The organism is Winogradskyella psychrotolerans (genome assembly GCF_018860545.1).
GTDB classification, from domain to species: domain Bacteria; phylum Bacteroidota; class Bacteroidia; order Flavobacteriales; family Flavobacteriaceae; genus Winogradskyella; species Winogradskyella psychrotolerans_A.
In genome coordinates this window covers 23,940-50,433 of the sequence record NZ_JAHKPN010000046.1, presented here as the reverse complement: position 1 = coordinate 50,433, position 26,494 = coordinate 23,940, and the positions used below count along the sequence as shown (strand labels likewise).

22 protein-coding genes are annotated in these 26,494 nt (G+C 34.7%); 15 read left to right on the top strand and 7 right to left on the bottom strand.

From position 1 onward, the window contains the following. Positions 1-46: 46 nt before the first annotated feature. The 3 genes from KO515_RS15630 to KO515_RS15620 all read left to right on the top strand — a co-directional run bounded on the left by KO515_RS15630 (position 47) and on the right by KO515_RS15620 (position 3,453). Positions 47-1,240, top strand: a complete 1,194-nt coding sequence (locus KO515_RS15630; protein ID WP_215937275.1) for an acetyl-CoA C-acyltransferase — start codon at positions 47-49, stop codon at positions 1,238-1,240. A gap of 148 nt (positions 1,241-1,388) precedes the next feature. Next, on the top strand, positions 1,389-1,601 hold the full coding sequence (locus tag KO515_RS18945; RefSeq protein ID WP_354668281.1) for a four helix bundle protein: 213 nt from the start codon (positions 1,389-1,391) through the stop codon (positions 1,599-1,601). 43 nt (positions 1,602-1,644) lie between these two features. After that, positions 1,645-3,453, top strand: a complete 1,809-nt coding sequence (locus KO515_RS15620; RefSeq protein ID WP_215937274.1) for an acyl-CoA dehydrogenase family protein — start codon at positions 1,645-1,647, stop codon at positions 3,451-3,453. A 72-nt stretch (positions 3,454-3,525) separates the two neighbouring features. On the opposite strand, the gene KO515_RS15615 is transcribed toward KO515_RS15620, so the two are convergent. Then, positions 3,526-4,965 (bottom strand): M56/M15 family metallopeptidase, encoded by a 1,440-nt coding sequence (locus tag KO515_RS15615; protein ID WP_215937273.1) that lies wholly within the window; start codon positions 4,963-4,965, stop codon positions 3,526-3,528. Beyond that, on the bottom strand, positions 4,958-5,344 hold the full coding sequence (locus KO515_RS15610) for a BlaI/MecI/CopY family transcriptional regulator (RefSeq protein WP_215937272.1): 387 nt from the start codon (positions 5,342-5,344) through the stop codon (positions 4,958-4,960). Before KO515_RS15610 ends, KO515_RS15615 begins: the two co-directional genes overlap by 8 nt. 89 nt (positions 5,345-5,433) lie before the next feature. On the opposite strand from KO515_RS15610, the gene KO515_RS15605 reads away from it, so the two are divergent. The 8 genes from KO515_RS15605 (at position 5,434) to KO515_RS15570 (ending at position 13,675) form a co-directional block, all read left to right on the top strand. Next, positions 5,434-7,008 (top strand): nuclear transport factor 2 family protein, encoded by a 1,575-nt coding sequence (locus tag KO515_RS15605; RefSeq protein WP_215937271.1) that lies wholly within the window; start codon positions 5,434-5,436, stop codon positions 7,006-7,008. A gap of 84 nt (positions 7,009-7,092) precedes the next feature. After that, entirely contained in the window at positions 7,093-7,284 is a 192-nt protein-coding gene (locus KO515_RS15600) for a hypothetical protein (protein ID WP_215937270.1), read from the top strand. A 185-nt stretch (positions 7,285-7,469) separates the two neighbouring features. Beyond that, entirely contained in the window at positions 7,470-8,615 is a 1,146-nt protein-coding gene (locus KO515_RS15595; protein WP_215937269.1) for an FIST signal transduction protein, read from the top strand. 399 nt (positions 8,616-9,014) lie between these two features. Further along, positions 9,015-9,482, top strand: coding sequence for a DUF6265 family protein (locus KO515_RS15590; RefSeq protein WP_215937268.1), 468 nt, complete (start codon positions 9,015-9,017; stop codon positions 9,480-9,482). 3 nt (positions 9,483-9,485) lie between these two features. Further along, a complete protein-coding gene (locus KO515_RS15585; protein ID WP_215937267.1) occupies positions 9,486-10,277 on the top strand; it encodes a CBM9 family sugar-binding protein in 792 nt (263 codons plus the stop codon). A 13-nt stretch (positions 10,278-10,290) separates the two neighbouring features. After that, entirely contained in the window at positions 10,291-11,637 is a 1,347-nt protein-coding gene (locus tag KO515_RS15580) for a M28 family peptidase (protein WP_215937266.1), read from the top strand. A gap of 50 nt (positions 11,638-11,687) precedes the next feature. Then, positions 11,688-12,041: a hypothetical protein gene (locus KO515_RS15575; protein WP_215937265.1), complete on the top strand. Its 354-nt coding sequence runs from the start codon at positions 11,688-11,690 to the stop codon at positions 12,039-12,041. Further along, complete coding sequence (locus KO515_RS15570) at positions 12,038-13,675, top strand: M1 family metallopeptidase (protein WP_436800013.1); 1,638 nt, start codon at positions 12,038-12,040, stop codon at positions 13,673-13,675. The genes KO515_RS15575 and KO515_RS15570 overlap by 4 nt, the downstream gene beginning before the upstream one ends. A gap of 109 nt (positions 13,676-13,784) precedes the next feature. Here KO515_RS15570 and KO515_RS15565 read toward each other — a convergent pair whose 3' ends face one another. Next, positions 13,785-15,059 (bottom strand): glycosyltransferase, encoded by a 1,275-nt coding sequence (locus KO515_RS15565; RefSeq protein WP_215937264.1) that lies wholly within the window; start codon positions 15,057-15,059, stop codon positions 13,785-13,787. A 19-nt stretch (positions 15,060-15,078) separates the two neighbouring features. Then, positions 15,079-17,163 (bottom strand): HAD-IIB family hydrolase, encoded by a 2,085-nt coding sequence (locus KO515_RS15560; RefSeq protein WP_215937263.1) that lies wholly within the window; start codon positions 17,161-17,163, stop codon positions 15,079-15,081. Positions 17,164-17,494: 331 nt separating this feature from the next. On the opposite strand from KO515_RS15560, the gene KO515_RS15555 reads away from it, so the two are divergent. Beyond that, positions 17,495-18,067, top strand: coding sequence for a YdeI/OmpD-associated family protein (locus tag KO515_RS15555; RefSeq protein WP_215937262.1), 573 nt, complete (start codon positions 17,495-17,497; stop codon positions 18,065-18,067). A 1-nt stretch (position 18,068) separates the two neighbouring features. On the opposite strand, the gene KO515_RS15550 is transcribed toward KO515_RS15555, so the two are convergent. The 3 genes from KO515_RS15550 to KO515_RS15540 form a co-directional block, all read right to left on the bottom strand. After that, on the bottom strand, positions 18,069-19,532 hold the full coding sequence (locus KO515_RS15550) for a magnesium chelatase (protein WP_215937261.1): 1,464 nt from the start codon (positions 19,530-19,532) through the stop codon (positions 18,069-18,071). Between the two features lie 80 nt (positions 19,533-19,612). Next, entirely contained in the window at positions 19,613-20,743 is a 1,131-nt protein-coding gene (locus KO515_RS15545; protein ID WP_215937260.1) for a vWA domain-containing protein, read from the bottom strand. Between the two features lie 114 nt (positions 20,744-20,857). Further along, positions 20,858-21,535, bottom strand: a complete 678-nt coding sequence (locus KO515_RS15540) for a Crp/Fnr family transcriptional regulator (RefSeq protein ID WP_215937259.1) — start codon at positions 21,533-21,535, stop codon at positions 20,858-20,860. A 104-nt stretch (positions 21,536-21,639) separates the two neighbouring features. Between KO515_RS15540 and KO515_RS15535 the strand changes: the two genes are divergently transcribed. The 3 genes from KO515_RS15535 (at position 21,640) to ccoN (ending at position 26,490) form a co-directional block, all read left to right on the top strand. Continuing rightward, positions 21,640-24,015: a heavy metal translocating P-type ATPase gene (locus tag KO515_RS15535; protein WP_215937327.1), complete on the top strand. Its 2,376-nt coding sequence runs from the start codon at positions 21,640-21,642 to the stop codon at positions 24,013-24,015. Between the two features lie 79 nt (positions 24,016-24,094). Beyond that, positions 24,095-24,280 carry a cbb3-type cytochrome oxidase assembly protein CcoS gene (gene ccoS, locus KO515_RS15530; RefSeq protein WP_215937258.1) on the top strand — a complete coding sequence of 62 codons (186 nt, stop codon included), beginning with the start codon at positions 24,095-24,097 and terminating at the stop codon, positions 24,278-24,280. A gap of 11 nt (positions 24,281-24,291) precedes the next feature. Beyond that, complete coding sequence (gene ccoN, locus KO515_RS15525; protein WP_215937257.1) at positions 24,292-26,490, top strand: cytochrome-c oxidase, cbb3-type subunit I; 2,199 nt, start codon at positions 24,292-24,294, stop codon at positions 26,488-26,490. The last annotated feature ends 4 nt before the right edge of the window (positions 26,491-26,494 follow it).

The following is a 26,494-nucleotide window of genomic DNA, read 5'->3' as shown; positions in this document are numbered from 1 at the left end:
GAAATCTAAAATATTCAAAAATCTAATTATCTAAAAATCTAAAATTATGAAAACAGCATATATAGTAAAAGCATACAGAACCGCAGTTGGTAAAGCACCAAAAGGCGTGTTCCGTTTTAAAAGAACAGATGAATTGGCAGCAGAAACCATCAAATATATGATGAAGGAATTGCCTAATTTAGACCCAAAGCGTATTGACGATGTGATTGTTGGTAACGCTATGCCTGAAGGTTCACAAGGATTAAATATGGCACGTTTAATCTCTTTAATGGGATTAGATATTGTCGATGTTCCTGGAGTAACCGTTAATCGTTTTTGCTCTTCTGGAGTCGAAACCATTGGCATGGCCACGGCTAAAATACAAGCCGGAATGGCAGATTGTATTATTGCTGGTGGAGCAGAAAGCATGAGTAGCGTTCCAATGACTGGATTTAAACCAGAATTAAATTATGACGCCATTGTAAAAGCAGGTCACGAAGATTATTATTGGGGTATGGGAAATACAGCAGAAGCTGTTGCAAAACAATTCAATGTATCTCGTGAAGATCAAGATGAGTTTGCCTACAATTCACATATGAAAGCCTTAAGAGCGCAAGCCGAAGATCGTTTTCAAGATCAAATAGTACCAATTGAAGTTGAACAAACTTATATTGATGCTAACGGTAAAAAAGCAACAAAATCATACACCGTAACTAAAGATGAAGGACCTCGTGCAGGAACCAGTAAAGAAGCTTTAGCAAAACTTAGAGCCGTATTTGCAGCTGGTGGAAGTGTTACGGCGGGTAACTCGTCACAAATGAGTGATGGTGCTGCTTTTGTTATGGTCATGAGTGAAGACATGGTAAAAGAATTAGGCTTAGAACCAATCGCAAGAATGGTCAACTATGCTGCTGCAGGTGTGGAACCGCGTATCATGGGAATCGGACCGGTTAAAGCAATTCCAAAAGCCTTAAAACAAGCCGGTTTAAAACAAGACGATTTAGCGTTAATTGAATTAAATGAAGCCTTTGCTTCGCAATCTTTAGCTGTCATTAGAGAATTAAACCTTAATCCAGATATTATTAACGTCAATGGTGGAGCCATTGCACTTGGTCATCCATTAGGATGTACAGGAGCAAAACTATCTGTACAATTATTTGACGAAATGCGTAAGCAAGACATGAAAGGTAAGTATGGAGCAGTTACTATGTGTGTTGGTACTGGTCAAGGGGCTTGTGGGATATTTGAGTTCCTTTCGTAGAAAGAAGATAAAAGAGAATAGAAAAAAGACTCATGTGTGCTAGGCTAAGACATAATTATAAGAATTTAAAAATTTGGAAACTCAGTTTAGAGATTACAAATGATATTTCAGATTTGTTAGTTCACAAATAAGTAGATGTTCAGTTTCAATGCCAAGTAATATTGCGGAAGGCTCTTCAAGAACAGATAAGTCATTTAGACATTTTCTGGACATTGCTTTAGGCTCTTCTTTCGAATTGGGCACACAAATATTAGTAGCAAAACATAGACAATATATAAACAACGAAACATTAAAAATACTTGAAGATAAATCAGAAGAATTCCAAAGAATGACAATGGGATTTCAAAATAGTCTCGGTTAGAGTCTATTCTCTCTTTTCTATCTTCTTTAAACTAAAAAACAACATGGCAACAGAAGAAAAAGATTTATTAAGAGGCGGACAATTCCTGGTAAAGGAAACAGATAGCCAAGACATTTTCACTCCTGAAGATTTTTCAGAAGAGCAAAACATGATGAAAGAATCCGTAATGGAATTCAACGAACGTGAAATTATTGCTCATAAAGCACGTTTTGAAGCTAAAGATTATGCGTTAACCGAAGAGGTGATGCGTAAAGCTGGTGAAATGGGATTTTTAGGCGTCGCAGTTCCAGAAGCTTATGAAGGTTTAGGAATGGGCTTCGTTTCAACCGTATTAACTTGTGATTATATTTCTTCTGGTACAGGATCATTTAGTACAGCGTTTGGTGCTCACACCGGAATTGGTACGATGCCCATTACGCTGTATGGTACAGAAGAACAAAAGCAAAAATACGTTCCTAAATTAGCTACTGGTGAGTGGTTTGGTGCCTATTGTTTAACAGAACCAGGTGCGGGATCGGATGCTAATTCTGGTAAAACTACGGCTCAACTTTCTGAGGATGGTAAATCATATAAAATCAACGGTCAAAAAATGTGGATTTCAAATGCAGGTTTTTGTAGTTTGATGATTGTGTTTGCGCGTATTGAAGATGACAAAAATATTACAGGCTTCATTGTTGAGTACGATGGTGAAAACCCGAATGGCATCACGCTAGGTGAGGAAGAGCATAAATTAGGTATTCGTGCGTCTTCTACACGTCAGGTATTTTTTAATGACACGGTTGTCCCTGTTGAAAATATGTTAGCTGGCCGTGGTGAAGGCTTTAAAATAGCCATGAATGCCTTAAATGTTGGTCGTATAAAACTAGCTGCTGCTTGTTTAGATTCGCAACGAAGAATTTTAACGACAGCTGTAAATTATGCTACGGAGCGTAAACAATTTAAAACCCCTATTGCCGACTTTGGTGCCATAAAAACAAAGTTAGCGGAAATGGCTGCGAGTGCCTATGCTGGTGAATCGGCAACTTACAGAGCTGCTAAAAACATTGAAGATAGAATTGCTTTACGAGTTGATGGAGGGAATACACACCAAGAAGCAGAGCTCAAAGGTGTAGAAGAATATGCTATTGAATGTTCTATTTTAAAAGTTGCAGTTTCCGAAGATGTACAAAACTGTGCCGATGAAGGTATTCAAATTTTTGGTGGTATGGGATTCTCTGAAGAAACACCAATGGAAGCCGCTTGGAGAGATGCACGTATTGCGCGTATTTATGAAGGAACAAACGAAATCAACAGAATGTTAACCGTTGGTATGCTTGTTAAAAAGGCAATGAAAGGTCACGTAGATTTGTTAGGTCCTGCACAAAAAGTACAAGAAGAATTAATGGGTATTCCTTCGTTTGAAACTCCAGATTATTCTGAATTATTTTCTGAAGAGAAAGAAATGATTAAGAAGTTAAAGAAAACATTCTTAATGGTTGCCGGTGGAGCCGTTCAAAAATTTGGACCTCAGCTTGAAGAACACCAACAGCTATTAATTGCTGCTGCAGATATTTTAATTGAAATTTACATGGCAGAATCTGCAATTTTAAGAACAGAGAAAAATGTAAAACGTACTAGTGAAGCAGAACAATCTGCACAAATTGCCATGGCGAAATTATATTTATATCACGCAGTCGATATCGTTGAAGAAAAAGGAAAAGAAAGTATTATTTCTTTTGCTGAAGGCGATGAACAACGTATGATGCTCATGGGTCTTAAACGTTTCACAAAGTATCAAAACTATCCTGATATCGTAGATTTACGTATTGAAATCGCTGAAAAAGTAAAAGCAGAAAACAAATATTGCTTTTAAAATTTAGTTAAGTTGAATGGTTAAAAGCCAATTCTTCCCTGTCATGATTTGGGTTGAATTGGCTTTTTTATATTATTTACTATTTCTTATTTCTAATAACCCTTCGTATATAGATTTTGCAATTTTGAGTTGTTCTCTTTTATCGGTAAGCACTACTCTATCTCTTTCATTGGTAAGAAAACCTAACTCTAGATATACCCCAGGAACTGTTGTATTCTTTAAAAGATAAAATCCTGATGCTTCTTTTACGCCTCTACTTGCAAAATTATCTAGTTGATGCTTAATTAAAACATCGGCATATTTAAGGCTAGTTTCAGCATCCTGAAGTTTAGGATTGAAATAAGCTTCTGTTCCGCTGATAGATGCATCACTATGCGCATTACAATGTAAACTTAAAAACAAGTTTGGTTGTATATTGTTTATAAAATCTGCTCGCTCACTTAACTCCACAAACTTATCATTATTCCGAGTTAATACAATTTCAACCTTGTCATTGCTAAGAGAGGCTAATAAATTTGTAATCTGAAGAATAATTGTCTTTTCGACTTCATGTTCGCTAAAATGTCCTGAATCTTTTCCTCCATGTCCTGCGTCTATAACAACCACTAATGGCTCAGTAGATAATGTATCATCTAAATCTTTGCAAGAGCTAAGTGCAAAAATACCTGAAAATAGAAAAATGACTGAGGTAATTTTTAAAGTACGATTTAATACTGACGATTTTGATTGATGTAACATAATAATTCGATTTTTGATTTGAATGAAATTAAATCCGCTAGTAAGAGGAACGCGGTAGTCCTTTTGTCCTAAATTAATGATGGTATTTGAATAATTTTCGATATCAATACCAGATGACACTGACTTTTCATCAGCGATAAACTCATGATTCTGTAAAATTGCTTTTTTGTATAACCATATAAACGGATTCAACCAAAACACACAACTCAAAAATTCTAAGAGTATAATGTCTAAAGTATGCAATTCTTTACTGTGCACGGTTTCGTGAGCTACAATACTGTTAACGTCATCTTCTGGTAAATTATGATGACTAGGCAAAAACATATAATTAAAAAAACTAGCCACCATATCTGAATCTGAAGTCTTTATGACTTTAAGTTTACCAATGGTTTCAAAATTAGCTCTAGTAAGCCTATATAGTTGAAATAGATTCTTTAAAAACCGGACGAATAACAAAAGAGAAATTGTGATATAAATGATTGTAATCGGATGAGTACGATTAGAGGTAACGGTTACCTCCTCACCTATTTCAATACTCTCTACTGTATCTATTAAGATGTCTGTTTTGGTGAAATTTTCTAATGGAATTTGAGTAATACTAGGAACAGCTTTAAACAGTTCAAATTCTATAAACGGAGCTGCTAAACACAATACCAAAGCACTTAAAAGAAAAAACCGATTAAACTGAAAGGTTTTTTGCCTTCTAAGTAATAAAACATAAACCGCATAAGAACAGCCCAAACTAATCATGGTATAGATAAAATAACTAATCATTGGCTTTCTTTTGATCCATTTTCTGCTTTAGCAATACCTGAAGTTCTTCCAATTCTTGCATGGACAAATCAGCATTTTTTGTAAAAAACGAAGCGAATTGCGCTTTAGAATCATTAAAAAAATGTTGAATCATGCCATTCACCTGCTTCGAGAAATAATCATTTTTCTTTAGAATCGGAAAATATTGTTTATCTCTACCTAAACGTTCAAAACCTATATACTCCTTATCAACCATTCGTTTTAACAATGTTGAAATCGTGGTGTATGCTGGTCTTGGTTCAGGAAACTTTTCTACAATGTCTTTCATAAATCCTTTTTCAAGCATCCATAAATACTTCATAATTTGAAGCTCAGACTTATTCAATTGTTTTATATCCACAAACACAGTTTTAATACTACAAATGTAGTAACAAAAAATTAATATGCAAATGAATTATAAAATTTCTATCTTTAAAAAAACAAATTACCATGCGTTACATACTGATTATCATAATTTTACTACCTCTATTAAATTTTGCACAAGCGAATACAGAAATCTTCCTTTTTGATGTCAACACCAATAATTCAAAGATTGAAATCCGCGATGGTAAGAACATTTCCAACAATCCTGGCTATGATAATCAACCAGCATTTGTACATGGAAATACTATCGTATTTGCTTCAACAAGACATAATCAAACCGATATTGCAACCTACGACATATCAAATTTCATTAAAACTTGGATCAATTCCACTGAAGGAGGAGAATACACCCCTTTAAAAATCCCGAATAAAAATAGCATCTCGGCAGTACGCTTAGATAGCGATGGTAAACAACGCTTATATGCATACGATTTAAGCAATGGAGAATCCACTGAACTTATAAAAGAATTAGTTGTTGCCTACTATACTTGGTTTGACGAAAACACAATCGTCTCTGCCGTAATTGAAGGAGACGCCTTAAATTTATATGTTCACGATATTAAAAATGAGACGAATAAAAAATTGGCGTCTAATGTGGGACGTTCTTTTCATAAAATACCAAATTCTAACCTCGTTAGTTATATTTCAAAATCAAATGCTAAAGTGTGGCAGATTAGATCACTTAATCCATTAACCGGAGCTACAAAGCTTATTGCTAACACAATAAAAGGCGTCGAAGATATCTGTTGGCTAAATAATAAGAATCTACTATCTGGCAAAGGGAGTGTACTTTACAAATTAACACTCCAAAAGGATAATAATTGGAAGAAAGTTAGAGATTTATCTGAGGACGGCATTAAAAACATAACGCGCTTAGCTATTAACGCAACAGATTCAAAATTATTAATTGCTGGAGATGTGGCAGAAAATTATAATGCTTCAAGCCTTATGGATCCCAATCTCAAATTAATTGAGGACCAAGCCGCACAAATTGTTGACAGACATATTGAACCTTTCAATACTAGAGATGTAATGGCTTTTACAAATGCGTTTAATGTCAATGTTATTGTGAAAGCGTTTCCAGCTAACATCTTGTATTACGGAAGAGATAAACTTGAAGAACATTATGAATCTTTTTTTGAAAATAATGAAAAATCAAATATCAAAGTAGTCAGTAGAATTACTTTAAAAAATATTGTGATAGATGAAGAATTGGTCACTTTGAATAATGCAACGAAACGACAAGTCACTATTTATGAAACCAAGGATAACGAAATTACAACGATGACTGTTATTGCGAATTCTAAATTAAAAAAGAAACAAGAAGCCTTAATAAATGAGCAAATTGAAATGTTTAATGAAAAAGATATTAAGGCCTATGGTAGAACCTACGCAACAGATGTAAAGGTATATGACTTCCCTAACGAGCTATCCATTGACGGCAGAACAGCATTACGAGATCAGTACATCGCACTTTTAGAAACGACACCAAATTTATATGCCGAAATCGTACACAGAATAATCATTGGTAATAAGGTTATTGATAAAATAAAAACAACCAAGAACGACACAACTGAATATACTGTTGCTATTTACGAAATCGAAAACGGACTAATTTCCGCTGTCACTTATTTAAAATAAAATAACACCATGTAACTGATAAACAACAATATTACCAATCCAAAACTACAACTAACAATCCCTACTTTAAAAAAAACAACCACAATGGGACTATTTTGGGATTTAATCCAACAAAGCCAACTAGCTGACCAAAAAGGTAAAGCAGAATCGTTAGAAGAACGTGTAGCCGAACTAGAAAAGGAACTTTCTACTACCAAAGCATTGCTTTTAAAAACACTTCAGATACTAGAAGAACGCTCTGGAAGAGATATTAATAACGACGGTAAAATTGGCTGACGCTATGCTTTAAAAACTTAAAACTTGTCCCAAGTTAATTTATTCTTAAATAAATTTTAACTTACCACTCAATATCACATTAATATGTGATTGACAATCATTATAATTTGCACTATTTTGAAACATTGCATTACACTAAATTGATTAATAGCCTTTGAAATTTAAATAAATGCATTATCCCCCACATGAAATCAAAATCAATTAAAGGAAAGTCCATAGCATCCATTAAAGCTGCCCTTCAGCAAAGTTTACATGACGGCTTCAAACCTACATTAGCCATTGTATTTCTATCTATAAATCAAGATCGTAACGCTATTAGAGAACTATTAGATTCAAAAAATATCTCCGTTTTTGGATCGACTACAAACGGAGAATTCATTGACGAAAACACTGAAAATCAATCGACTGCAATATTATTGCTAGACATGAAGCTTGAACATTTTAAAATTTACTTTGAAGAATTTCAAGAAAAAAACTATCGTGAAGTGGCTCAAAATATTGCATTTAGTGCAGCATCAGAATTTGAGAAACCAGCGTTCTTTATTTCCGCAAGTCATTTAGAAACTGATGCCGAACAATTATTATTTGGCTTTGAAGCTATTATAGGTAAGCATGTTAATATCTTTGGGGGTATGGCAGGAGACGATTACGCATTTCTGGATCAATATGTATTTACTAATAAAAAAGAAAGCAATAGAGGCACGCTTGTACTTGCTTTAGACGAAAATTATATAAAAATTAAAGGAGTGGCTACATGTGGTTGGAAAGCCGTTGGCACAGAAAAAACTGTCACAAAAAGTGAAGGTAATCATGTTTATACCATAGATAACGTTCCTGTTTTAGATATTACGGCAAAATATGGAGGCATCGAAAATGTAACTCAGGAAAATGACGATATCATTTTAGAAATTGCTGCCAATTTCCCCTTGCAACTACAAAGAGAAAAAGGAGATCCTGTAATGCGCCCTGGTCTCGTTATAGATTGGAACGACCGTTCCTTTTATTGCAGTGGCACTGTACCTCAAAGCTCTAAAGTACGCTTTTCATTACCACCAGATTTTGATGTCATGGACAAAGTGATTCAAGGCGTACAATATTTAAAAGATACCGAAATGCCCGAAGCAGACGCTTTAGTGGTGTTTAGTTGTGGTGGACGCATTTTATCCCTTGGACCACTGATGAATGACGAAATTGAAGGGATTAAAAATGTATGGAACGTTCCTATGGTAGGCATGTTCTCTAACGCCGAATTGGCAAGAGCGACTGGAGGCAATTTAGAAATGCACAACCTTACCACCTGCTGTGTTGCTTTAAAAGAAATGCATGAATAATAACGTATTAGATTTTGTAAATCAATCTACGAGATATAAGAAGGAGATAAAATAGATTTACATACATCCGTAAAAAAGCAGACAAGGATCATATCTGAATTGAAACTAGAACCCACCAAAAGAATCAAACGAACTACAGAGGTTCTACTAGAAATTACAATAGTTGTAGATATTAAAGAATTTTCAAGAATCTTTCATAAAAAAATAAAGACCAAAGTGAATTGTTCATACATTTAGGATAACCGATTTTTAGTATTTCAAAAATATCTGATTGGAAATTTAAAAATGTGAAACGTGCTATTAGTCTTTTGGCCATTGGACTTATTATTTTGTTTATAACCGGATTCTATCATGTAATTTCTATCTTTACATAATACAATACAAGATAAAAATTCATCAATGAGATCAATTATTTTCTTACTAATTGCCTTTTCGTTTGGTTGTACAACCCAAAGCCAAAACCAACTCGAACCTAAACTAGAAAACATCGCTTGGATTGCTGGTACATGGTATGGTGAAGCCTTTGGTGGCATCACTGAAGAAATATGGAGTGAACCTTCTGGTGGATCCATGATGGCAACCTTTAAATTAATTAACGACGGAAAAGTTACCTTTTACGAAATAGAAGTTATCCGAGAAGTCGAAAATTCATTAATTCTCCAATTAAAGCATTTCGGTCCAGATCTTAAAGGCTGGGAAACAAAGGATGAAACTATCGACTTTCCTTTAAAAGAAATCACAGAAAATAAAGTTGTTTTTGAAGGTATGTCCTTTCAAAAAATTAGTGCTACTGAAATGAATGTCTATGTTGATATAAAAAATGAAGATAATACTGTAGACACCGTAAAATTTAATTACAAAAAATAACCCATGAAAAAAGCCACCTACCTCCTACTACTTTTAGTTTTAGTTTTCAATTGTAAAAATGAAACTTCTAAAAAAGTAGAAGAATCGACTGTAAAAGAAGGATCTCAAAGCACAATATCAACTAAAATTGAAAAGCAATTACGAGAGGTTTATAAAGCTAAAACGCCTATTACAATTGATGGAATAGCTAACGATTCTGCTTGGGCAAAAAGTCCTTGGTATGCTTTAGACCAAGTTTGGTTAGGTGATTCGCTGACTGAAAATGATTATTCAGGGCGTTTTAAATTAAGCTGGACTGATGATGCACTTTATGTTTTAGCCGAAATACAAGACGATACTTTAATTGATACCATTGAAGATCCGTTAGTGCGATGGTGGGATGACGATTGTTTAGAAATTTTCGTTGATGAAGATAATAGTGGTGGTGAACACCAATACAATCACAACGCCTTCGCCTATCATATTGCTTTAGATGGTAATGTGGTTGATATGTCTACTGAAAAAACTGGTAAACTTTACAACTCACATATAGAATCTAAAAATATAACTACAGGAAATACTACCATTTGGGAAGTAAAAATGGCACTCTATGATGATTCATACAACGACAACGGAGAAAATACACCTGTAAACTTAAGTGCTAACAAAAAAATAGGCTTTGCCATTGCCTACTGTGATAATGACAAAAGTTTAGAACGTGAAAACTTTATAGGGTCTATTCCTGTTGAAGGCGAAGATAAAAATCGTGGTTGGATTGATGCCAATATTTTCGGAACTTTACAATTAATCGATTAATAATTTTAATACTATGAAAATCGCATTCAGCTCAATATTCCTAATGGTCTCTATCCTACTCGGTGCACAAACAGACCAAAACATCTACGATATCATTAATGCGATTTCCGAAGAACGTTTAAAAAAGGATGTCCAAACTTTAGTCGATTTTGGAACAAGACATACACTAAGCGATACTATTTCAAATACGAGAGGCATTGGTGCAGCTCGTCGTTGGATAAAATCGGAATTTGAAACCATTTCAAAAGGTTGTGACAACTGTTTGGAGGTTTTCTATCAAAAGGATTTAGTAAAAAAAGGAGAGAATCAACGCATCGTAAAAGATGTTATGGTCGTTAATGTGGTCGCTATTCAACGTGGTACTAAATATCCCAATCGGTTTATTATAATGAGTGGAGACATCGATTCGAGAGTCACAGATCCAAATGATTTTACATCTGATGCACCAGGAGCGAATGATAACGCTACAGGAATGGCTGGAGCCTTAGAAGCTGCACGTGTATTATCTCAATATAAATTTGAGAATAGTATTATTTATGTTGGACTGTCTGGTGAAGAACAAGGGTTGTTTGGAGGCCAAGGTTTAGCACAATATGCTCAAGACAACAATTGGGACATTATTGGTGTTTTAAATAATGACATGATTGGCAATATTTCTGGTGTCGATGGTGTAGTTGACAATCGAACCTTCCGAATATTTTCAGAACCCATCACAACCGCTGAAACAGATCCTGAAACATTAGCAAGTCAAGCTAGAGCACGTCGTTTTTATGGAGGAGAAGTTGATGGTACATCACGTCAATTAGCACGTTATGTATTTAAAACCACTCAAACTTATATGCCTGAAATGAATCCGATGTTAGTTTACAGATTAGACCGGTTTGGTCGTGGTGGCCATCATAGACCTTTTAACGATGCTGGTTTTGCTGGTATAAGAATTATGGAAGCTCATGAAAATTATACTAAACAACATCAAGATATTAGAACTGAAAACGGAATCAATTACGGAGATACCTTTGAGCATGTTAACTTTCCGTATTGCAAAAAATTAACGACTGTCAATGCCATCACTATGGCAAGCCTTGCTTCTGCTCCACCGTCACCAACGGAAGTAAGTATTGGTGGTATTGTTGAAGCATCTGCTAAATTAAAATGGTCTAAAGTTGAAGAAGCTAAAGGGTATAAAATCTATTGGAGAGATACCACCTCACCAACTTGGGATCACAGTCGCTATGTAGAAAACATTACCGAGTTTACTTTAGACGGCATCGTCATTGATAATGCCTTTTTTGGAGTTGCCGCTATAAGTGAAGATGGCCATGAGAGTGTGGTGGTCTTTCCAAATAAAATTTTAAGATAATATTTCTGTCATCACTGAGCAGGCAAGAATCTAAAAGCCATATTATAATCATGTTTAAAAAACTAAAATTCTTTATCTCAGAACTATTTTTAATCCTTTCTGTATTATATTATTGGTTTTTAACGCCTAATCTTTTTAATCCTATTGCCATTGGCTTATTGACGATTCTTGTTTTTCAAATTATTAAGAAAAATGCAACCTTAGGCATAGTCATTTCAGCTACCGTATTACTTCTAACCTTATTTATGGTTTTAGCATTGATTTCAGAGCTATCAGAATTTAACACTATTAATCAGAATTGGAAAAACCTCGTTATTTTTGGATCCTTATATCTTGGATTAAATTTAATATTGGCAGGATTTATGTTTTACAAATACTTGAAATTAAAAGCGATTCAAAATTGAAAATTAAATTACTCGTACTATTTGCATTGGCATTTTCTACTGTCCAAGCCCAATTGCTTCAAGATAAAGGCAGATTTACAAAACAAGATACGCTGAGAGGCAGCATCACTCCAGAACGTGAATGGTGGGATTTAATCTACTACCATTTAGATATTGAAGTTAAACCTGAAGACAAATTCATTTCTGGAAAAAACACTATTCAATATAAAGTTTTGAAATCACATCAGGTGATGCAAATCGATTTGCAAGAGCCTTTGGAAATAACGAAGGTTCTTCAAAATGGAAAAGAATTAGATGTAAAACATGAAGGCAATACACATTTCATAACACTGAAAACCAATCAAAATAGTGGAGATATAAATTCAATTGATGTTTATTATAAGGGTCATCCAAGAGAAGCCAAACGCGCTCCTTGGGATGGTGGATTTTCGTGGAAAAAAGATCAGAATGGCAAACATTTTATCGCCACATCTTGTCAAGGTTTAGGTGCTAGTGTTTGGTGGCCTAATAAAGACCACATGTACGATGAAGTGGATAGTATGCTCATTAGTGTTACCAATCCAAAAGGGTTGACGAATGTCTCTAACGGAAGACTTAGAACATTAATCGAAAATGATAACAACACCGTTACGTCGCATTGGTTTGTTAGTAACCCAATTAACAACTACGGAGTTAATGTAAATATTGGGGATTATGCTAATTTCTCCGAAGTTTACGACGGTGAGAAGGGTGATTTAGACCTCAACTATTATGTGCTTAAAGATCATCTAGAACTTGCCAAAAATCATTTTAAAGATGCACCTAAAATGATGAAAGCGTTTGAACATTGGTTTGGACCTTATCCGTTTTACGAAGATAGTTTTAAACTCGTTGAAGTTCCTTATTTAGGTATGGAACACCAAAGTTCTGTGACCTATGGCAACCAGTACAAACAAGGGTATTTAGGAAGCGATTTATCTGGAACAGGTTGGGGTTTAAAATTTGATTTTATAATTATCCACGAAGCTGGACACGAATGGTTCGCCAATAACATTACCAACAAAGATATTGCTGACATGTGGATTCATGAAGGCTTCACCTCTTATTCAGAAAACCTTTTTCTTGATTACTATTATGGAAAAGAAGCTTCTGCAGATTACGTCATTGGTACGCGTAAAAACATTCAAAATGACAAACCTTTAATTGGCACATACAATGTAAACCATCAAGGTTCTAGCGATATGTATTATAAAGGAGCGAACATATTGCATACACTTCGTCAACTTATTGAAGATGATGAAAAATGGAGACAAATGCTGAGAGGTTTAAATTCTGAATTCTATCATCAAACAGTAACAACCAAACAAATTGAAGATTATTTAAGTCGGCAATCAGGTATTGACTTAACTGAATTCTTTGATCAATATTTGAGAACCACCAAAATTCCGACCTTAGAATATTCAATAAAAAATGGTAAATTGAAGTACCGTTGGATAAACATTGTTAACCAGTTTGACATGCCCTTGAAAGTATTAATTGGAAATGACAAACTATGGATTTACCCTAAGGCAGAATGGCAATCTCTAAACATAAAGTCAAGCAAAATACCACTTAATATTGACCGAAATTTTTATGTAAATTCGAAAGAAATTTAAAATAAGGATTTAGCAGTGTTTTTCAAATTAAGGAACTGACGTCAAAATAAAAATAGCCACTTCAAATTCAAAATCATAATAACAATCAAAATCACACAACCATCACTTTCTAATAAATATTGGATTCCATGGTACGTTGATTAATAGAATTTCTAAATTTCTCTAAAATACGTTTTGCAATACCCGTCCAACCAAAATTACGACGCGCAAAACGTGCTCCTTCAACAGATATCTCATTTCTTAAGGTTGGGTATAAAAGTGGCATGGATAGCATGGCACCAAATTCCACAGGACGATGCGGATCTGCAAATAACGCCTGATTACCAAAGTCTATTAAATCGTATAATCCACCATGGACTGTAACCACACTTGGTGTTCCGCAAGCCATAGCTTCAATAGCAACCATACCAAAAGGCTCGTATCTTGAAGGCATAGCAAAAATATTAGCAGAACGGTAAACGTTGGCTAAATCTTCATCTGCAATATAATTTTTCCACTTAATTTTATCTTGAACGCCTAGCTCATTAGCTAATTTTTTTAATTTTTTAATCCCTTGTTTATCCTGATCTGAATCCCCTCCAACGGCTGCAACTAATCGCGCTTCAGGGCACAAATCAAACACAGTTGGTAAGGCTTTTATCAATAAATCATACCCTTTATTATGCGCCATTCTTCCTAACGCTAAAATATCTGTGGGATGGATGTCATACTTTGCCCTAATTTTATCATTTTCTTTCGTTGGCACTGGAAAAAAGCGATTTTCGTCAATACCTGGTGGTACCATACTACAGTTTCTTGGTAACACATCATATTGCTGTACTAATAAATCGACCTGAGGTAAGGTTGTCGCAATAACATGATTACACATTTGATACACAAAATATTCTTTACGGATACGTTCTTTAAAACGGTAGGTTGCTTCCATTTTCTTTTCATCCATATCGCTTCCCATAGAATGTTGTTTCCACCAACCTAATGAATGCGGTGTATGCACATGAGAAATGCCTAATTCTTCAGCTATTTTTTGTCCTGCCCAGCCTGCATCCCAATAGTGAGAGTACACAATATCATATTTTTTTCGCTCTTTTTTAATGGCTGCCAAAGTGTTGGTCACAAACTTTTTAAGATGATCATGCATGTCTTCCTTTCGAATAAATTCTTTACCACCAAAAGGAATTCTCCATACACTAAAATTATCATCCACATGATCGTATTCTGGTTGATCTTCAAATTGGCGCGTTACTAAATCGACTCGTTTGCCAAGTCTACTAAATCGGTCTGCAAGTTCTAAAACATAGACTACTTGCCCACCTGTATCTGGTTTACCTAATTCTGCATTTGCACCTACATAGCCATGTAAGGAGATCATTAATATTGATTTCATAGTTTTTATATTTTGGTGATTATTTAATTATTTTTAATTCGTGACAAGCAGAAATATATTGTGCTGCAGACCACGCCTGATAGGCTTTCCCCATCGGTTTACCTGTAGTTCCGTGTGCCCATTCCGTAAATTCCCATGGTTCATTTATACCTTCTTTATTAATCAGCGCCAGTTTATGTAACTCTGCTATGGCAATATCTTTAAAACCTAATTTGTTAACGAATTTCACCCAAAAGCCACCAACAAATGGCCAAATTCCGCCATTGTGATAATGATTGGGTAGATTTAATAAATTCACGGTATAATAAGGACGCCAATCCGGATCACCAGGACTCACCACAGGGTAAACATTGGCAATAGGAAATGGATCATTAACGCCAACTCCCCACATAAATTTAAAAGTTTGATGTGCTTTTTCGGCATCAATGGTGCCATGTAAAAAAGCGAGTACATTACCTAAAGTATCGCAACGCCAACTAAAATCAAACGGTGTTGTTTGTGCAATTAAATAAGAGGTATCGCCAAGAGTAAATTGCTTCTCAGCAAATGAAACCGCTTGAAATAATTGTTGTTTTGTGGATGGCCAAAAGTTTTGTAATATTTCTTTCTTTATGACTTGAGACCATCTAATATATTCGCCAGCTTCTTCATGATCGCCTAACATTTCCATCATTCTGCCAAAGCAGACATTAGCACGATACCAAAGAATTTCATCATATAAAATATTATAACTTCTCCCGAATAAATCGGTCCAATCTCCAGCTTCCGGAATCTCAAGTAAAGCATCATTATTACTATCATGCGCTCCTAACCAACGCATAGTTTCCTTTATATCTGCAATATGAGTTCTTAAAAACTCGATATCTTTAGTTTCTTTTACATACTCATAAAACGCTATAACAACCCAAATCCCACTATCAATGGAGCAAATACCACCTACTCCAGAATAATCTGGAATATTATCTTTAATACGAACGTTAGAAGGGATTTGTCCATTTCTTGAAATATGCTCAAATAATGTTAACAGGGTTTGTCGTGCACATTGGTGTATGTCTTCGTCCTTATGTATTAATGGCAATGCACCAATTACAGTTATCGCTCCATCCCTAGCCCAAACACTATAATAATTTTCATCTGTTCCATGCGCGACATTATCTTTAATAGAACATGCCGAAAATCCTAGAGGTGTAATATTCTTTTTAAGGGCTTCAATCGCTTTATCATAACCTTCACGAATTAATGCTACCTTCTCATCTTCATCTTCATCAGCTAAATTTTCACGCTCTTGTTTTATAAAAAAATCATCAGTATGGTCTATGTTTGAATCTTCATGTGCATTACTAGGCAAAACACCATAATATACCAAGCCTTCTATGATACCGTCACTCTTTGCATTTTCAGTATGATAAACTTGTCTGTGTTTTGTATATTGATATAACTCTTCGTGTGCATTGGCAACTACAATGCCTTTTATATTTGGTAAATCGAACATAGCAGAGTCATTACCACTGTCTCCTCCTACAATGATTTCATCTGCTTTAATATTTAAGTGTTTGATTAACCATTGTAAGGCATTCCCTTTATTGGCAAATTTTGGAAGGATGTCTAAAAATTGATCTCCTGAATACACAACGTTAATATTCATGTTCGCATTCTCAAAATCTTCTTCTATACTTGCAATATGCTCTGGGCTTGCATCGTGGAAAAAAAAGCTTCTCTTGTAAGCATGTTGATATTTTGAAGGTTGATCACTTATAGGATGCTCTGCTTTTTGAATTACAGCTTCTACCGCTTCTAAATCCCAACCATCATCAAGGATATCATTAAATTCTTTGATAACACTTTGGTCGTTATAGTTATAAATGTGCGTTCCTACACCAGAAATAATATAATCTGGTTCTGGTAGAATACCTTTATTAATGAGGTTGAGCACATCATCTATTAAGCGGCCTGTATTATAGGAAAGAAGAACATCTTTTGGTTGGTGTTTTTTCCATATTTTTCTAAAATTACTGTGAAGCGTATCGAAATCTAATAATGTATTATCAATATCGAATGAAAGAAAACTAATTTTTGGTTGGGTTGGATCTTCAATTTTATTCATGAGTAGCGTCTAAAAATTTTTAATTTATTTTGACAGATTCCCTTGAAATTACCACTTTAAGGTTTATTAAATTAGCTCAAATGGATATTTTTAGACCTCTTTTAATATCTTATAATCTGAATGCTCTAGAATTAGAATTCATAAAAACTCACCTGTGTTTTTTAAGAAATTAATAATGTGATTTTTCAATTTAGACAGGCTTTTTCTAATTGATCATAAACACTGCGACATGTAAAACCAAGATTTTCAAATCAATACCCTTAAATAAAGGTATCCAATTTAAAATACTGTGAGATATATAGTACCTTGCGGGTTCTTAATGTATTGAATTTTGAAAACCCCGGAACTCTATTTTAAAACTGATATCGAATGGCGCGAATGGCTGCACAGCAATCACGATACCATAAAAGGTGTACAATTAATATTCTTTAAAGTAGATCATGCAAATGACTCTATGCGATGGGAAGAAGCCGTAAAAGTGGCGCTTTGTTTTGGTTGGATAGATTCTACCGTGAAAAGTTTAGGCGATGGAAAACGCAGACAATACTTTTGCCCTAGACAACCTAAAAGCGTGTGGAGTGCTGTAAATAAAAAATATATCGTGGAATTGAGCGCTCAAAATCTCATACATGAGAGTGGCCATAAGTCTATTAACATAGCGAAAGAAAATGGAAGTTGGTCAGCTTTAGACGCTGTAGAACAAGGTATTATTCCAGAGAATCTTCAAAAAGCGTTTAAGGCGAATCCTAACGCGTACAATAATTACCTCAACTTTGCACCTAGCTATAGAAAGAGCTATTTGTATTGGTTAAATCAAGCAAAAAGAGAAACCACGCAACAAAAAAGAATCGCAGAGATTATAAAACTCTGCGATGCTAATATTAAAAGTCGTGATGTAAGATAAATTACAAGCGACTTATATAACTTCCATAAGGATCTTTAAATTGCATACCTTCTGAAAACCGATACTTACTTAATTTTTGAAATTGTGTTAATCCCCAAAGAATAAATTCTTTTTCAAAATAGACATCTTTTGAATCAATTTCGGGTTGATAATCGGCAATCAATGCATCTAAAGGTTTTACCTCGTCTAATTTCGATTTGTAAGTGCTGTCATTAACATCATCTAATAATTCAAAACCATCTCCATTAAAAAACCATGAAATTAAATCGTCATAAGGAGTTTCTTCACCTTGCTTTTCTAATTTCTCAACTTTTGGAAAATACTTTGGAAACAAAGTTTTAATGGCACTATTCATTAATTCATTCGCCACAAAATCTGCACCTTCTTGTTCTCCTTCGTAAACCAATTCTACTTTTCCTGTTATTGCAGGAATCACTCCAATAAAATCTGAGAGTCTTACAGAAGTTTTGTCATCACCAGAAATTAAGGCTCTACGCTCTGCTGTACTCAATAAATTTTCAAAAGCCGTAATGCTCATACGCGCACTTACACCACTTTTTACATCTATATATTCGCTTTCTCTAGCTTCAAAACTAATTTGCTCTAATAAATCCTTAGCTAATTCTGGGACATAAACGGTATTGGATTGTCTTAGATCTAACTTCGCTTCTTGCGATGTAATAGTTTTTGCAATGTCCACTGAATCTGGATAATGCGTTAAAATCTGAGAACCAATTCTATCTTTTAAAGGAGTAACAATACTACCTCTATTGGTATAATCTTCAGGATTTGCAGTAAACAAAAACTGCATATCTAAAGGCAATCGTAATTTAAATCCACGAATCTGTATATCGCCTTCTTGCAGAATATTAAATAATGCGACTTGTATTCTGGCTTGTAAATCTGGTAATTCATTGATTACAAAAATGCAACGATTGGCTCTTGGAATCATGCCGTAATGAATCACGCGATCATCGGCATAACTCAATTTTAAATTCGCAGCTTTTATAGGATCTACATCACCGATAATATCTGCAACTGTGACATCTGGCGTCGCTAATTTTTCAGCAAAACGCTCACTTCTATGCAACCAAGTTATTGGAGTATCGTCACCCTTTTCTTTACTTAATTCTATTGCAAATCTTGAGATGGGTTGCAACGGATCGTCATTAATCTCAGAACCTTCTACAACTGGGATATATTCATCTAACAAATTCACCATCATCCTTGCCAAACGTGTTTTGGCTTGCCCTCTTAATCCTAATAAATTAATATTATGTCGTGATAAAATAGCGCGTTCTAATTCAGGAATTACGGTATTTTCATAACCATGAATACCTTCAAATGTGGTTTTCTTGTTCTTTATATTTTCAATCAAGTTATCTCTCAACTCATCTTTTATAGATTTTGACTGATAACCAGCTTGTTTTAATTCGCCTAGTGTATGTATTGCTTCTATTTTCATATTCAATTATTAGCAAAGAGATTATAGATAAAAAAAATAGACGCTGCCATTTCTCTTTTCTATGCTCTTTATTCTATTTTTTATCCTTTTATTCTCTTTTTTCTATTATTCTCGTAATCTTCAAAAATCATTTCACCTAAACCTTTTAAGCCTGTGTAAAATGCTTTGCCTCGGTTGGCTTGCGTAAATTCTCTAATAAACTGCATTAAATAAGGATCTTCTGCAATCATAAATGTTGTTATAGGAATATGCAAACGCCTTGCCTGTTGTGCCATCGCGTAACACTTATTCGTAATATACGGATCTAAGCCATTACTGTTTTTATAGTATTGCCCATCTGGCATACGCAAACAACTAGGCTTACCATCGGTTATCATAAATATCTGTTTATTGGTATTGCGTTTTCGTCGCAGCATATCCATCGCTAATTGTAAACCTGCAACTGTGTTGGTATGATATGGACCAACTTTTAGATATGGCAATTCTTTAATTTTAATGGGCCAAGCATCATTACCAAATACTAAAATCTCTAAGGTGTCTTTTGGATACCGTGTGGTAATTAATTCAGCCAAAGCCATCGCTACTTTCTTCGCAGGAGTGATTCGATCTTCACCATAAAGAATCATACTATGACTAATATCTATCATTAGAACAGTACTCATCTGACTTTTATGAAGAGTTTCTTCCACCACCAAATCATCTTCCGTGAGGCTAAAATCACCTATACCATTATTAATTTGTGCATTTCTAATACTTTCGGTCATAGAAACTTTATCTAAATTATCACCAAATTGATACGTTCTAAAATCACCTGTATGCTCATCTCCAAGTCCAACTCCTTTGCTTTTATGATTCCCTGAACCACTGCGTTTTATTTTACCAAAAATTTGGTCTAAGGCTTGTTGTCTTATGGCACGTTCGGTTTTTGCTGTAATGGCAAGTCCACCTTCACCTGTACCATTAGGATCAATTTCTTCGCGTATATAACCTTTGTTTTTTAGGTCTTCGATAAAATCATCAATGGTATACTCTGGTGTGGTAAGTTTATATTCTTTATCTAATTGACGTAACCAATCTATAGCTTCGTCAAAATCGCCGGAAGTATGTGTGATGAGCTCCTTAAATATTTCGAAAAGTTTTTCGAACGGAGATTGATGTGGCGCTTCGTAAGTTTTAAATACAAAGCCCGATTTATTAGGTTTTTCTTTCATAGCGTTATAAAAATACCACTTTTCAAGTTCCTAAGAAGTAGCATTAACATCAATTTAAAACATTAGTGCTTTTATTGATGTTACATAATTTCATATAATCCGTAGATTACCTTGTTATTCGACCCGTCTCAGGCCTTCAAAATCTATAACTTTTATTTGTTTTCCTGTTGTAGAAATCAAATCATCCTTTTTAAATTGCGACAAAATTCTAATGGCCGATTCCGTAGCAGTTCCTACCAGATTAGCATAATCTTCTCTAGATAAGATAACGCTTAAATACCCATTGTCGTCCACATCAAAAGTAGAATGCAAATACATTAGCAAATCTGCTAAACGTTGCTTTACAGATTTTTGAGCCATATCTACAATGATATTATCTGCAATTCTGAGTTCTTTGGCCATCTCTTGCAACATATCAAAAGAAAAGCTTGCATTTTTAGATAAATCGTGAAGAATTTCGTTTTTAGGTATAAAGCAAACTTCCATATCATTAACCGCTATAGCCGTAAGATTTGACTTCTCATCAGTAACTAATGATCGTTGCCCTAATAAATCACCTCTTATAACAAGTTTGACGATTTGGTCTTTACCATTGGCGCTCAATTTTGTTAACTTACAAACACCTTCTTTTATACAAAATATCCCATTGATACTTTCTCCTTCTCTAAAAAGTGTTTCCCCTTTTCTAATAAATTTAGAGGTCTTGCATCCTGAAATTCGTATTAAATCGTTTTTTCCTAAAGCTTTTAAAGCATTAAACTGTTTAATAATACATTGATCACATTTGTTCATAGGAAGACAATTAAATTCAAAGTTAATCAAAACATGACAATTATCATAGATTAAAATAAGCACTTTTAAGACTTTTGTTACAGGTATAAATGAGCAAATTAACAATGGAAAACAAAACGTGTTTTCACTGCGGTGACGACTGTGGTGGTCATCCAATTACATTTCAAGATAAATCATTTTGTTGTAATGGTTGTAAGACTGTTTTCGAAATATTTAACGAGAACGATCTCACCTGTTATTACGATTTACAAAATTCTCCTGGAGCAATTCCAAAAGAAATAGAAGGTAAATACGATTTTCTATCTCAAGAAAATATTATTGAAAAGCTTACAGAATTTAGAGATGGCTCCATAGAAATAGCCACACTTTACATTCCGCATATTCACTGTAGTTCTTGTATTTGGATATTAGAAAACCTCAACAAACTGAATCCTAATATTTCAGATTCTCAAGTTAATTTTGGTAAAAAAACAGTTAGAGTCACGTATAATGCGGATACAACTAATTTAAAATCGGTAGTACTCTTATTAAGTTCTATCGGTTATGAACCATATATCAGCTTAGAGGATTTTAATTCTGGTAAACAACACATTAACCGAAGTTTAATTTATAAGCTTGGAGTCGCAGCTTTCGGATTTGGTAATATTATGTTTTTGTCGTTTCCTGAGTATTTTGAAGTGAATGAATTTTGGCTAGAACAATACAAACCCGTCTTTCGTTGGTTAATGTTTGCGATGTCATTACCTATTGTATTTTACTCGGCTCAAGATTATTTTATTTCGGCCTATAAAGGTGTCAAGGCCAAACTGCTGAATATTGATGTGCCTATTGCCCTTGGAGTATCTGTACTGTTTATTAGAAGTTCCATCGAAATTATATTTGATATCGGTTCTGGTTTTTTTGATAGCTTAGCTGGACTCATATTTTTTCTTTTAGTTGGGAAATTCTTCCAGCAAAAAACCTACAATTTCTTATCCTTTGAGCGCGATTATAAATCCTATTTTCCAATCGCTATTACTAAAATTGATACAAACGGAAACGAAAATTCCATTCAGGTCTACGATATTGAAAAAGGCGATCGTATTTTAATTCGGAATGAAGAATTAATTCCCGTAGATGGTATTTTAATTAATGGCAAAGCAAAAATAGATTACAGTTTTGTTACAGGCGAATCGCAGGCGGTCTCTAAACAGTCTGGGGACAAATTATTCGCCGGTGGAAAACAGACCAACGGTGTCATTGAAATGGAAGCCTTAAAATCCGTTGAACAAAGTTACCTCACACAACTTTGGAGTAATGATGTCTTTAACAAAAATAAAGAAGACGGATTTACGAATATTACCAATACCATTAGCAAACATTTTACGATAGCCATATTAACAGTTGCATTTATAGCAACCGCCTTTTGGCTTTTTGTAGATGCTAGCAAAGCCATGAACGTATTTACGGCAGTGCTCATTATTGCGTGTCCTTGTGCCATTGCGCTTTCTGCTCCTTTCACTTTTGGAAATCTCTTACGAATATTTGGAAAGCTAAAATTCTACGTAAAAAATGCAAGTGTCATTGAACAGTTAGCGCAAATTAACACCGTGATTTTTGATAAAACAGGAACGATTACATCCAATAAAGATAGTAATGCCGAATACGATGGAGAATCACTATCAGACTCTGAAACTATAGTCCTTAAAAATTCGCTTAGAGGTTCTAACCATCCTTTAAGTAGAACCTTGTACAACATATTACAAGAACATAACATCATAACGCTTGATGCTTTTGAAGAACACATTGGTAAAGGTATTGAAGCCAAACACAATACTGTGAATATGAAAATTGGTTCGGCTAGTTTTGTTGGCAGTCCAAATACAAGCGCTCTGTTAAATACTACGGTCCACGTGAGTAGTAACAATATCTATAAAGGGAAATTCACATTTTACAACAGTTATAGGAAAGGGGTTTCAAAATTATTCAACCAATTAAAACAACATTTTGATTTGATTATTCTTTCTGGTGATAATGAAGGAGAACTCGAAAATTTAAAAAAATTATTACCAACAAAAACCAAACTCATTTTCAACCAAAAGCCCGAAGACAAATTAGAGTTTATAAAATACCATCAATCCGAAGGCGCTAAAGTTTTAATGATTGGAGACGGATTAAATGATGCTGGTGCATTGGCACAAAGTGATGTTGGTATTGCGATTTCAGAAGATGTAAATGTCTTTTCTCCAGCATGTGATGCTATTTTAGATGCTTCAAAATTCAAGCAATTATATAGCTATATACAAGCGTCTAAATCAGCTATAAAAATTATTAAGTGGAGTTTTGTATTGTCATTTTTTTACAATGTTATTGGATTATACTTTGCAATCACCGGACAATTAGAACCTGTTGTAGCAGCCATACTAATGCCATTAAGCTCAATTAGTATTGTACTATTTACAACTATTGCCACTAATGTATTAGGAAAACGATTAGAATGATTAAAAATAAGGAAACATGATTTTTATCATGTTTTCAAAACCGTCTCAATAGTACTTTTGGGGCATAACTTCAGTAGGTATGAGTGTTATTTATGTTTTATTAACGGTTAGCGTCGTTATTGGCGTGGCTTTCTTTGTCATTTTTATAATGGCAGTGAAGTCTGGACAATATGATGACGATTATACTCCATCAGTACGCATGCTTTTTGAAGACGAACTGGTAAAAGAACCCACCACTACATCTAAACAAACTAAAACTGACTAATTATATTAAATATGGAAATGCAACAATTCTATTACGATAATAAAATCGTTAAAAAATTCCTTTATGCTACCATTCTTTGGGGAGTTGTTGGGATGCTTGTAGGGCTTATATTAGCCTTTATGTTTTTATTCCCAAACATGACCGATGGTGTCTCTTGGTTGAGTTTTGGTCGATTACGACCTTTACATACCAATGCGGTGATTTTTGCATTTGTGGGTAATGCCATCTTTGCAGGTGTCTACTACTCTACGCAACGCCTCCTAAAAGCAAGAATGTTTAGCGATTTTTTAAGTAACTTAAATTTCTGGGGTTGGCAACTTATTATTGTTGCTGCAGCAATCACATTACCTTTAGGTTATTCTACGTCTAAAGAATATGCAGAACTAGAATGGCCAATAGATATTGCTATTGCTTTAATTTGGGTCGCTTTTGGTATTAACCTTATTGGTACCATGATTAAGCGTCGTCAACGTCACTTATATGTGGCCTTATGGTTTTACTTAGCAACCTTTGTAACGGTCGCAGTACTTCATATATTTAATAGTTTAGCACTTCCGGTAAGTTTCACTGGCATGAAGAGTTATTCAGTTTACGCTGGTGTTCAAGATGCCTTAGTACAATGGTGGTACGGACATAATGCCGTTGCCTTTTTCTTAACCACACCATTCTTAGGGTTAATGTATTATTTTGTTCCTAAAGCAGCGAACCGACCTGTGTATTCATATCGATTATCTATCGTTCACTTTTGGTCGTTAATCTTCATATACATTTGGGCAGGACCACACCACTTATTATATACTGCTTTACCAGAATGGGCACAGCATTTAGGTGTGGCATTCTCAATCATGTTATTAATGCCATCTTGGGGTGGGATGATCAACGGATTATTAACCTTACGTGGTGCTTGGGATAAAGTGCGTACAGACCCAGTTTTAAAATTCATGGTTGTTGCGATTACAGGTTATGGTATGGCAACCTTTGAAGGGCCAATGTTATCCCTTAAAAATGTAAACGCTATTGCGCACTTTACCGATTGGATTATCGCTCATGTACACGTTGGTGCTTTAGCTTGGAATGGTTTCCTAGCCTTTGGTATGATTTATTGGTTAATCCCTAGGTTATTTAAAACTAAACTGTTTTCAGTAGGCTTAGCAAATGTTCACTTTTGGATTGGAACGTTAGGTATTATGTTATACGCATTACCGCTCTACGTTGCTGGTTTTGCACAGGCAAGTATGTGGAAACAATTTAATCCAGATGGTACTTTAGTTTATGGTAACTTTTTAGAAACTGTAACTGAAATTATGCCAATGTATTGGATGCGTGCCATTGGAGGTACCTTATATCTGACGGGTATGATTATATTAGTGGTGAATGTCATTTTAACCGTTGTTAGCTCTAAACATGGAGTTACAGATGAATTGGCTGAAGCCCCTGCATTAAAACGTGTTTCTAAAAACAGAGTTGCAGGAGAAGGTTGGCATACATGGTTAGAGCGTAAACCAATTCAATTAACTATTTATGCTACGATTGCGATTTTAATTGGTGGTATTGTGCAGATTATACCAACCATAGTTGTAAAATCTAATATACCAACCATCAGTACCGTTAAACCTTACACACCATTAGAACTGGAAGGTAGAGACCTTTATATTAGAGAAGGTTGTGTGGGCTGTCACTCACAAATGGTTCGTCCATTTAGATCGGAAGTAGAACGTTATGGTGAATACTCTAAAGCAGGAGAATTTGTTTACGATCACCCATTCCTTTGGGGAAGTAAACGTACTGGACCAGATTTACATCGCGTTGGGGGCAAGTATTCTGACAACTGGCACTTTAACCACATGTATGACCCACAGAGTACATCTACAGGATCTATTATGCCAGCATACCAATGGTTAGTTAAAGATGAATTGGATAAATCCTCTACCGAAATGAAAATGGAAACTATGGTGTCATTAGGTGTCCCTTATACAGAAGAAGATATTGCTAATGCACAAGTGCATATGTTAGAGCAAGGTACTCAAATCGAGAAAAGCCTTTATAACGACCCAGATTTTGTAGCCTCTTATGAAGCTGATAAAGCGGCCTCAGGTGCTGATTTCGTAGAAATGCGAAATAGAGAAATCGTAGCCTTAATTGCTTATTTACAGCGACTAGGCACCGATATTAAAGTAAAAGATATTTTAGACGAAACCGCTCAAAACTAATTTA

What these genes read in the sequence shown, in the direction of transcription:
- KO515_RS15630 (WP_215937275.1), top strand. Translation starts at nt 47, where the DNA reads ATGAAAACAGCATATATAGTAAAAGCATACAGAACCGCAGTTGGTAAA.
- KO515_RS18945 (WP_354668281.1), top strand. Translation starts at nt 1,389, where the DNA reads ATGCCAAGTAATATTGCGGAAGGCTCTTCAAGAACAGATAAGTCATTT.
- KO515_RS15620 (WP_215937274.1), top strand. Translation starts at nt 1,645, where the DNA reads ATGGCAACAGAAGAAAAAGATTTATTAAGAGGCGGACAATTCCTGGTA.
- KO515_RS15615 (WP_215937273.1), bottom strand. Translation starts at nt 4,965, where the DNA reads ATGATTAGTTATTTTATCTATACCATGATTAGTTTGGGCTGTTCTTAT.
- KO515_RS15605 (WP_215937271.1), top strand. Translation starts at nt 5,434, where the DNA reads ATGCGTTACATACTGATTATCATAATTTTACTACCTCTATTAAATTTT.
- KO515_RS15600 (WP_215937270.1), top strand. Translation starts at nt 7,093, where the DNA reads ATGGGACTATTTTGGGATTTAATCCAACAAAGCCAACTAGCTGACCAA.
- KO515_RS15595 (WP_215937269.1), top strand. Translation starts at nt 7,470, where the DNA reads ATGAAATCAAAATCAATTAAAGGAAAGTCCATAGCATCCATTAAAGCT.
- KO515_RS15590 (WP_215937268.1), top strand. Translation starts at nt 9,015, where the DNA reads ATGAGATCAATTATTTTCTTACTAATTGCCTTTTCGTTTGGTTGTACA.
- KO515_RS15585 (WP_215937267.1), top strand. Translation starts at nt 9,486, where the DNA reads ATGAAAAAAGCCACCTACCTCCTACTACTTTTAGTTTTAGTTTTCAAT.
- KO515_RS15580 (WP_215937266.1), top strand. Translation starts at nt 10,291, where the DNA reads ATGAAAATCGCATTCAGCTCAATATTCCTAATGGTCTCTATCCTACTC.
- KO515_RS15575 (WP_215937265.1), top strand. Translation starts at nt 11,688, where the DNA reads ATGTTTAAAAAACTAAAATTCTTTATCTCAGAACTATTTTTAATCCTT.
- KO515_RS15565 (WP_215937264.1), bottom strand. Translation starts at nt 15,059, where the DNA reads ATGAAATCAATATTAATGATCTCCTTACATGGCTATGTAGGTGCAAAT.
- KO515_RS15560 (WP_215937263.1), bottom strand. Translation starts at nt 17,163, where the DNA reads ATGAATAAAATTGAAGATCCAACCCAACCAAAAATTAGTTTTCTTTCA.
- KO515_RS15550 (WP_215937261.1), bottom strand. Translation starts at nt 19,532, where the DNA reads ATGAAAATAGAAGCAATACATACACTAGGCGAATTAAAACAAGCTGGT.
- KO515_RS15545 (WP_215937260.1), bottom strand. Translation starts at nt 20,743, where the DNA reads ATGAAAGAAAAACCTAATAAATCGGGCTTTGTATTTAAAACTTACGAA.
- KO515_RS15540 (WP_215937259.1), bottom strand. Translation starts at nt 21,535, where the DNA reads ATGAACAAATGTGATCAATGTATTATTAAACAGTTTAATGCTTTAAAA.
- KO515_RS15535 (WP_215937327.1), top strand. Translation starts at nt 21,640, where the DNA reads ATGGAAAACAAAACGTGTTTTCACTGCGGTGACGACTGTGGTGGTCAT.
- ccoS (WP_215937258.1), top strand. Translation starts at nt 24,095, where the DNA reads ATGAGTGTTATTTATGTTTTATTAACGGTTAGCGTCGTTATTGGCGTG.
- ccoN (WP_215937257.1), top strand. Translation starts at nt 24,292, where the DNA reads ATGGAAATGCAACAATTCTATTACGATAATAAAATCGTTAAAAAATTC.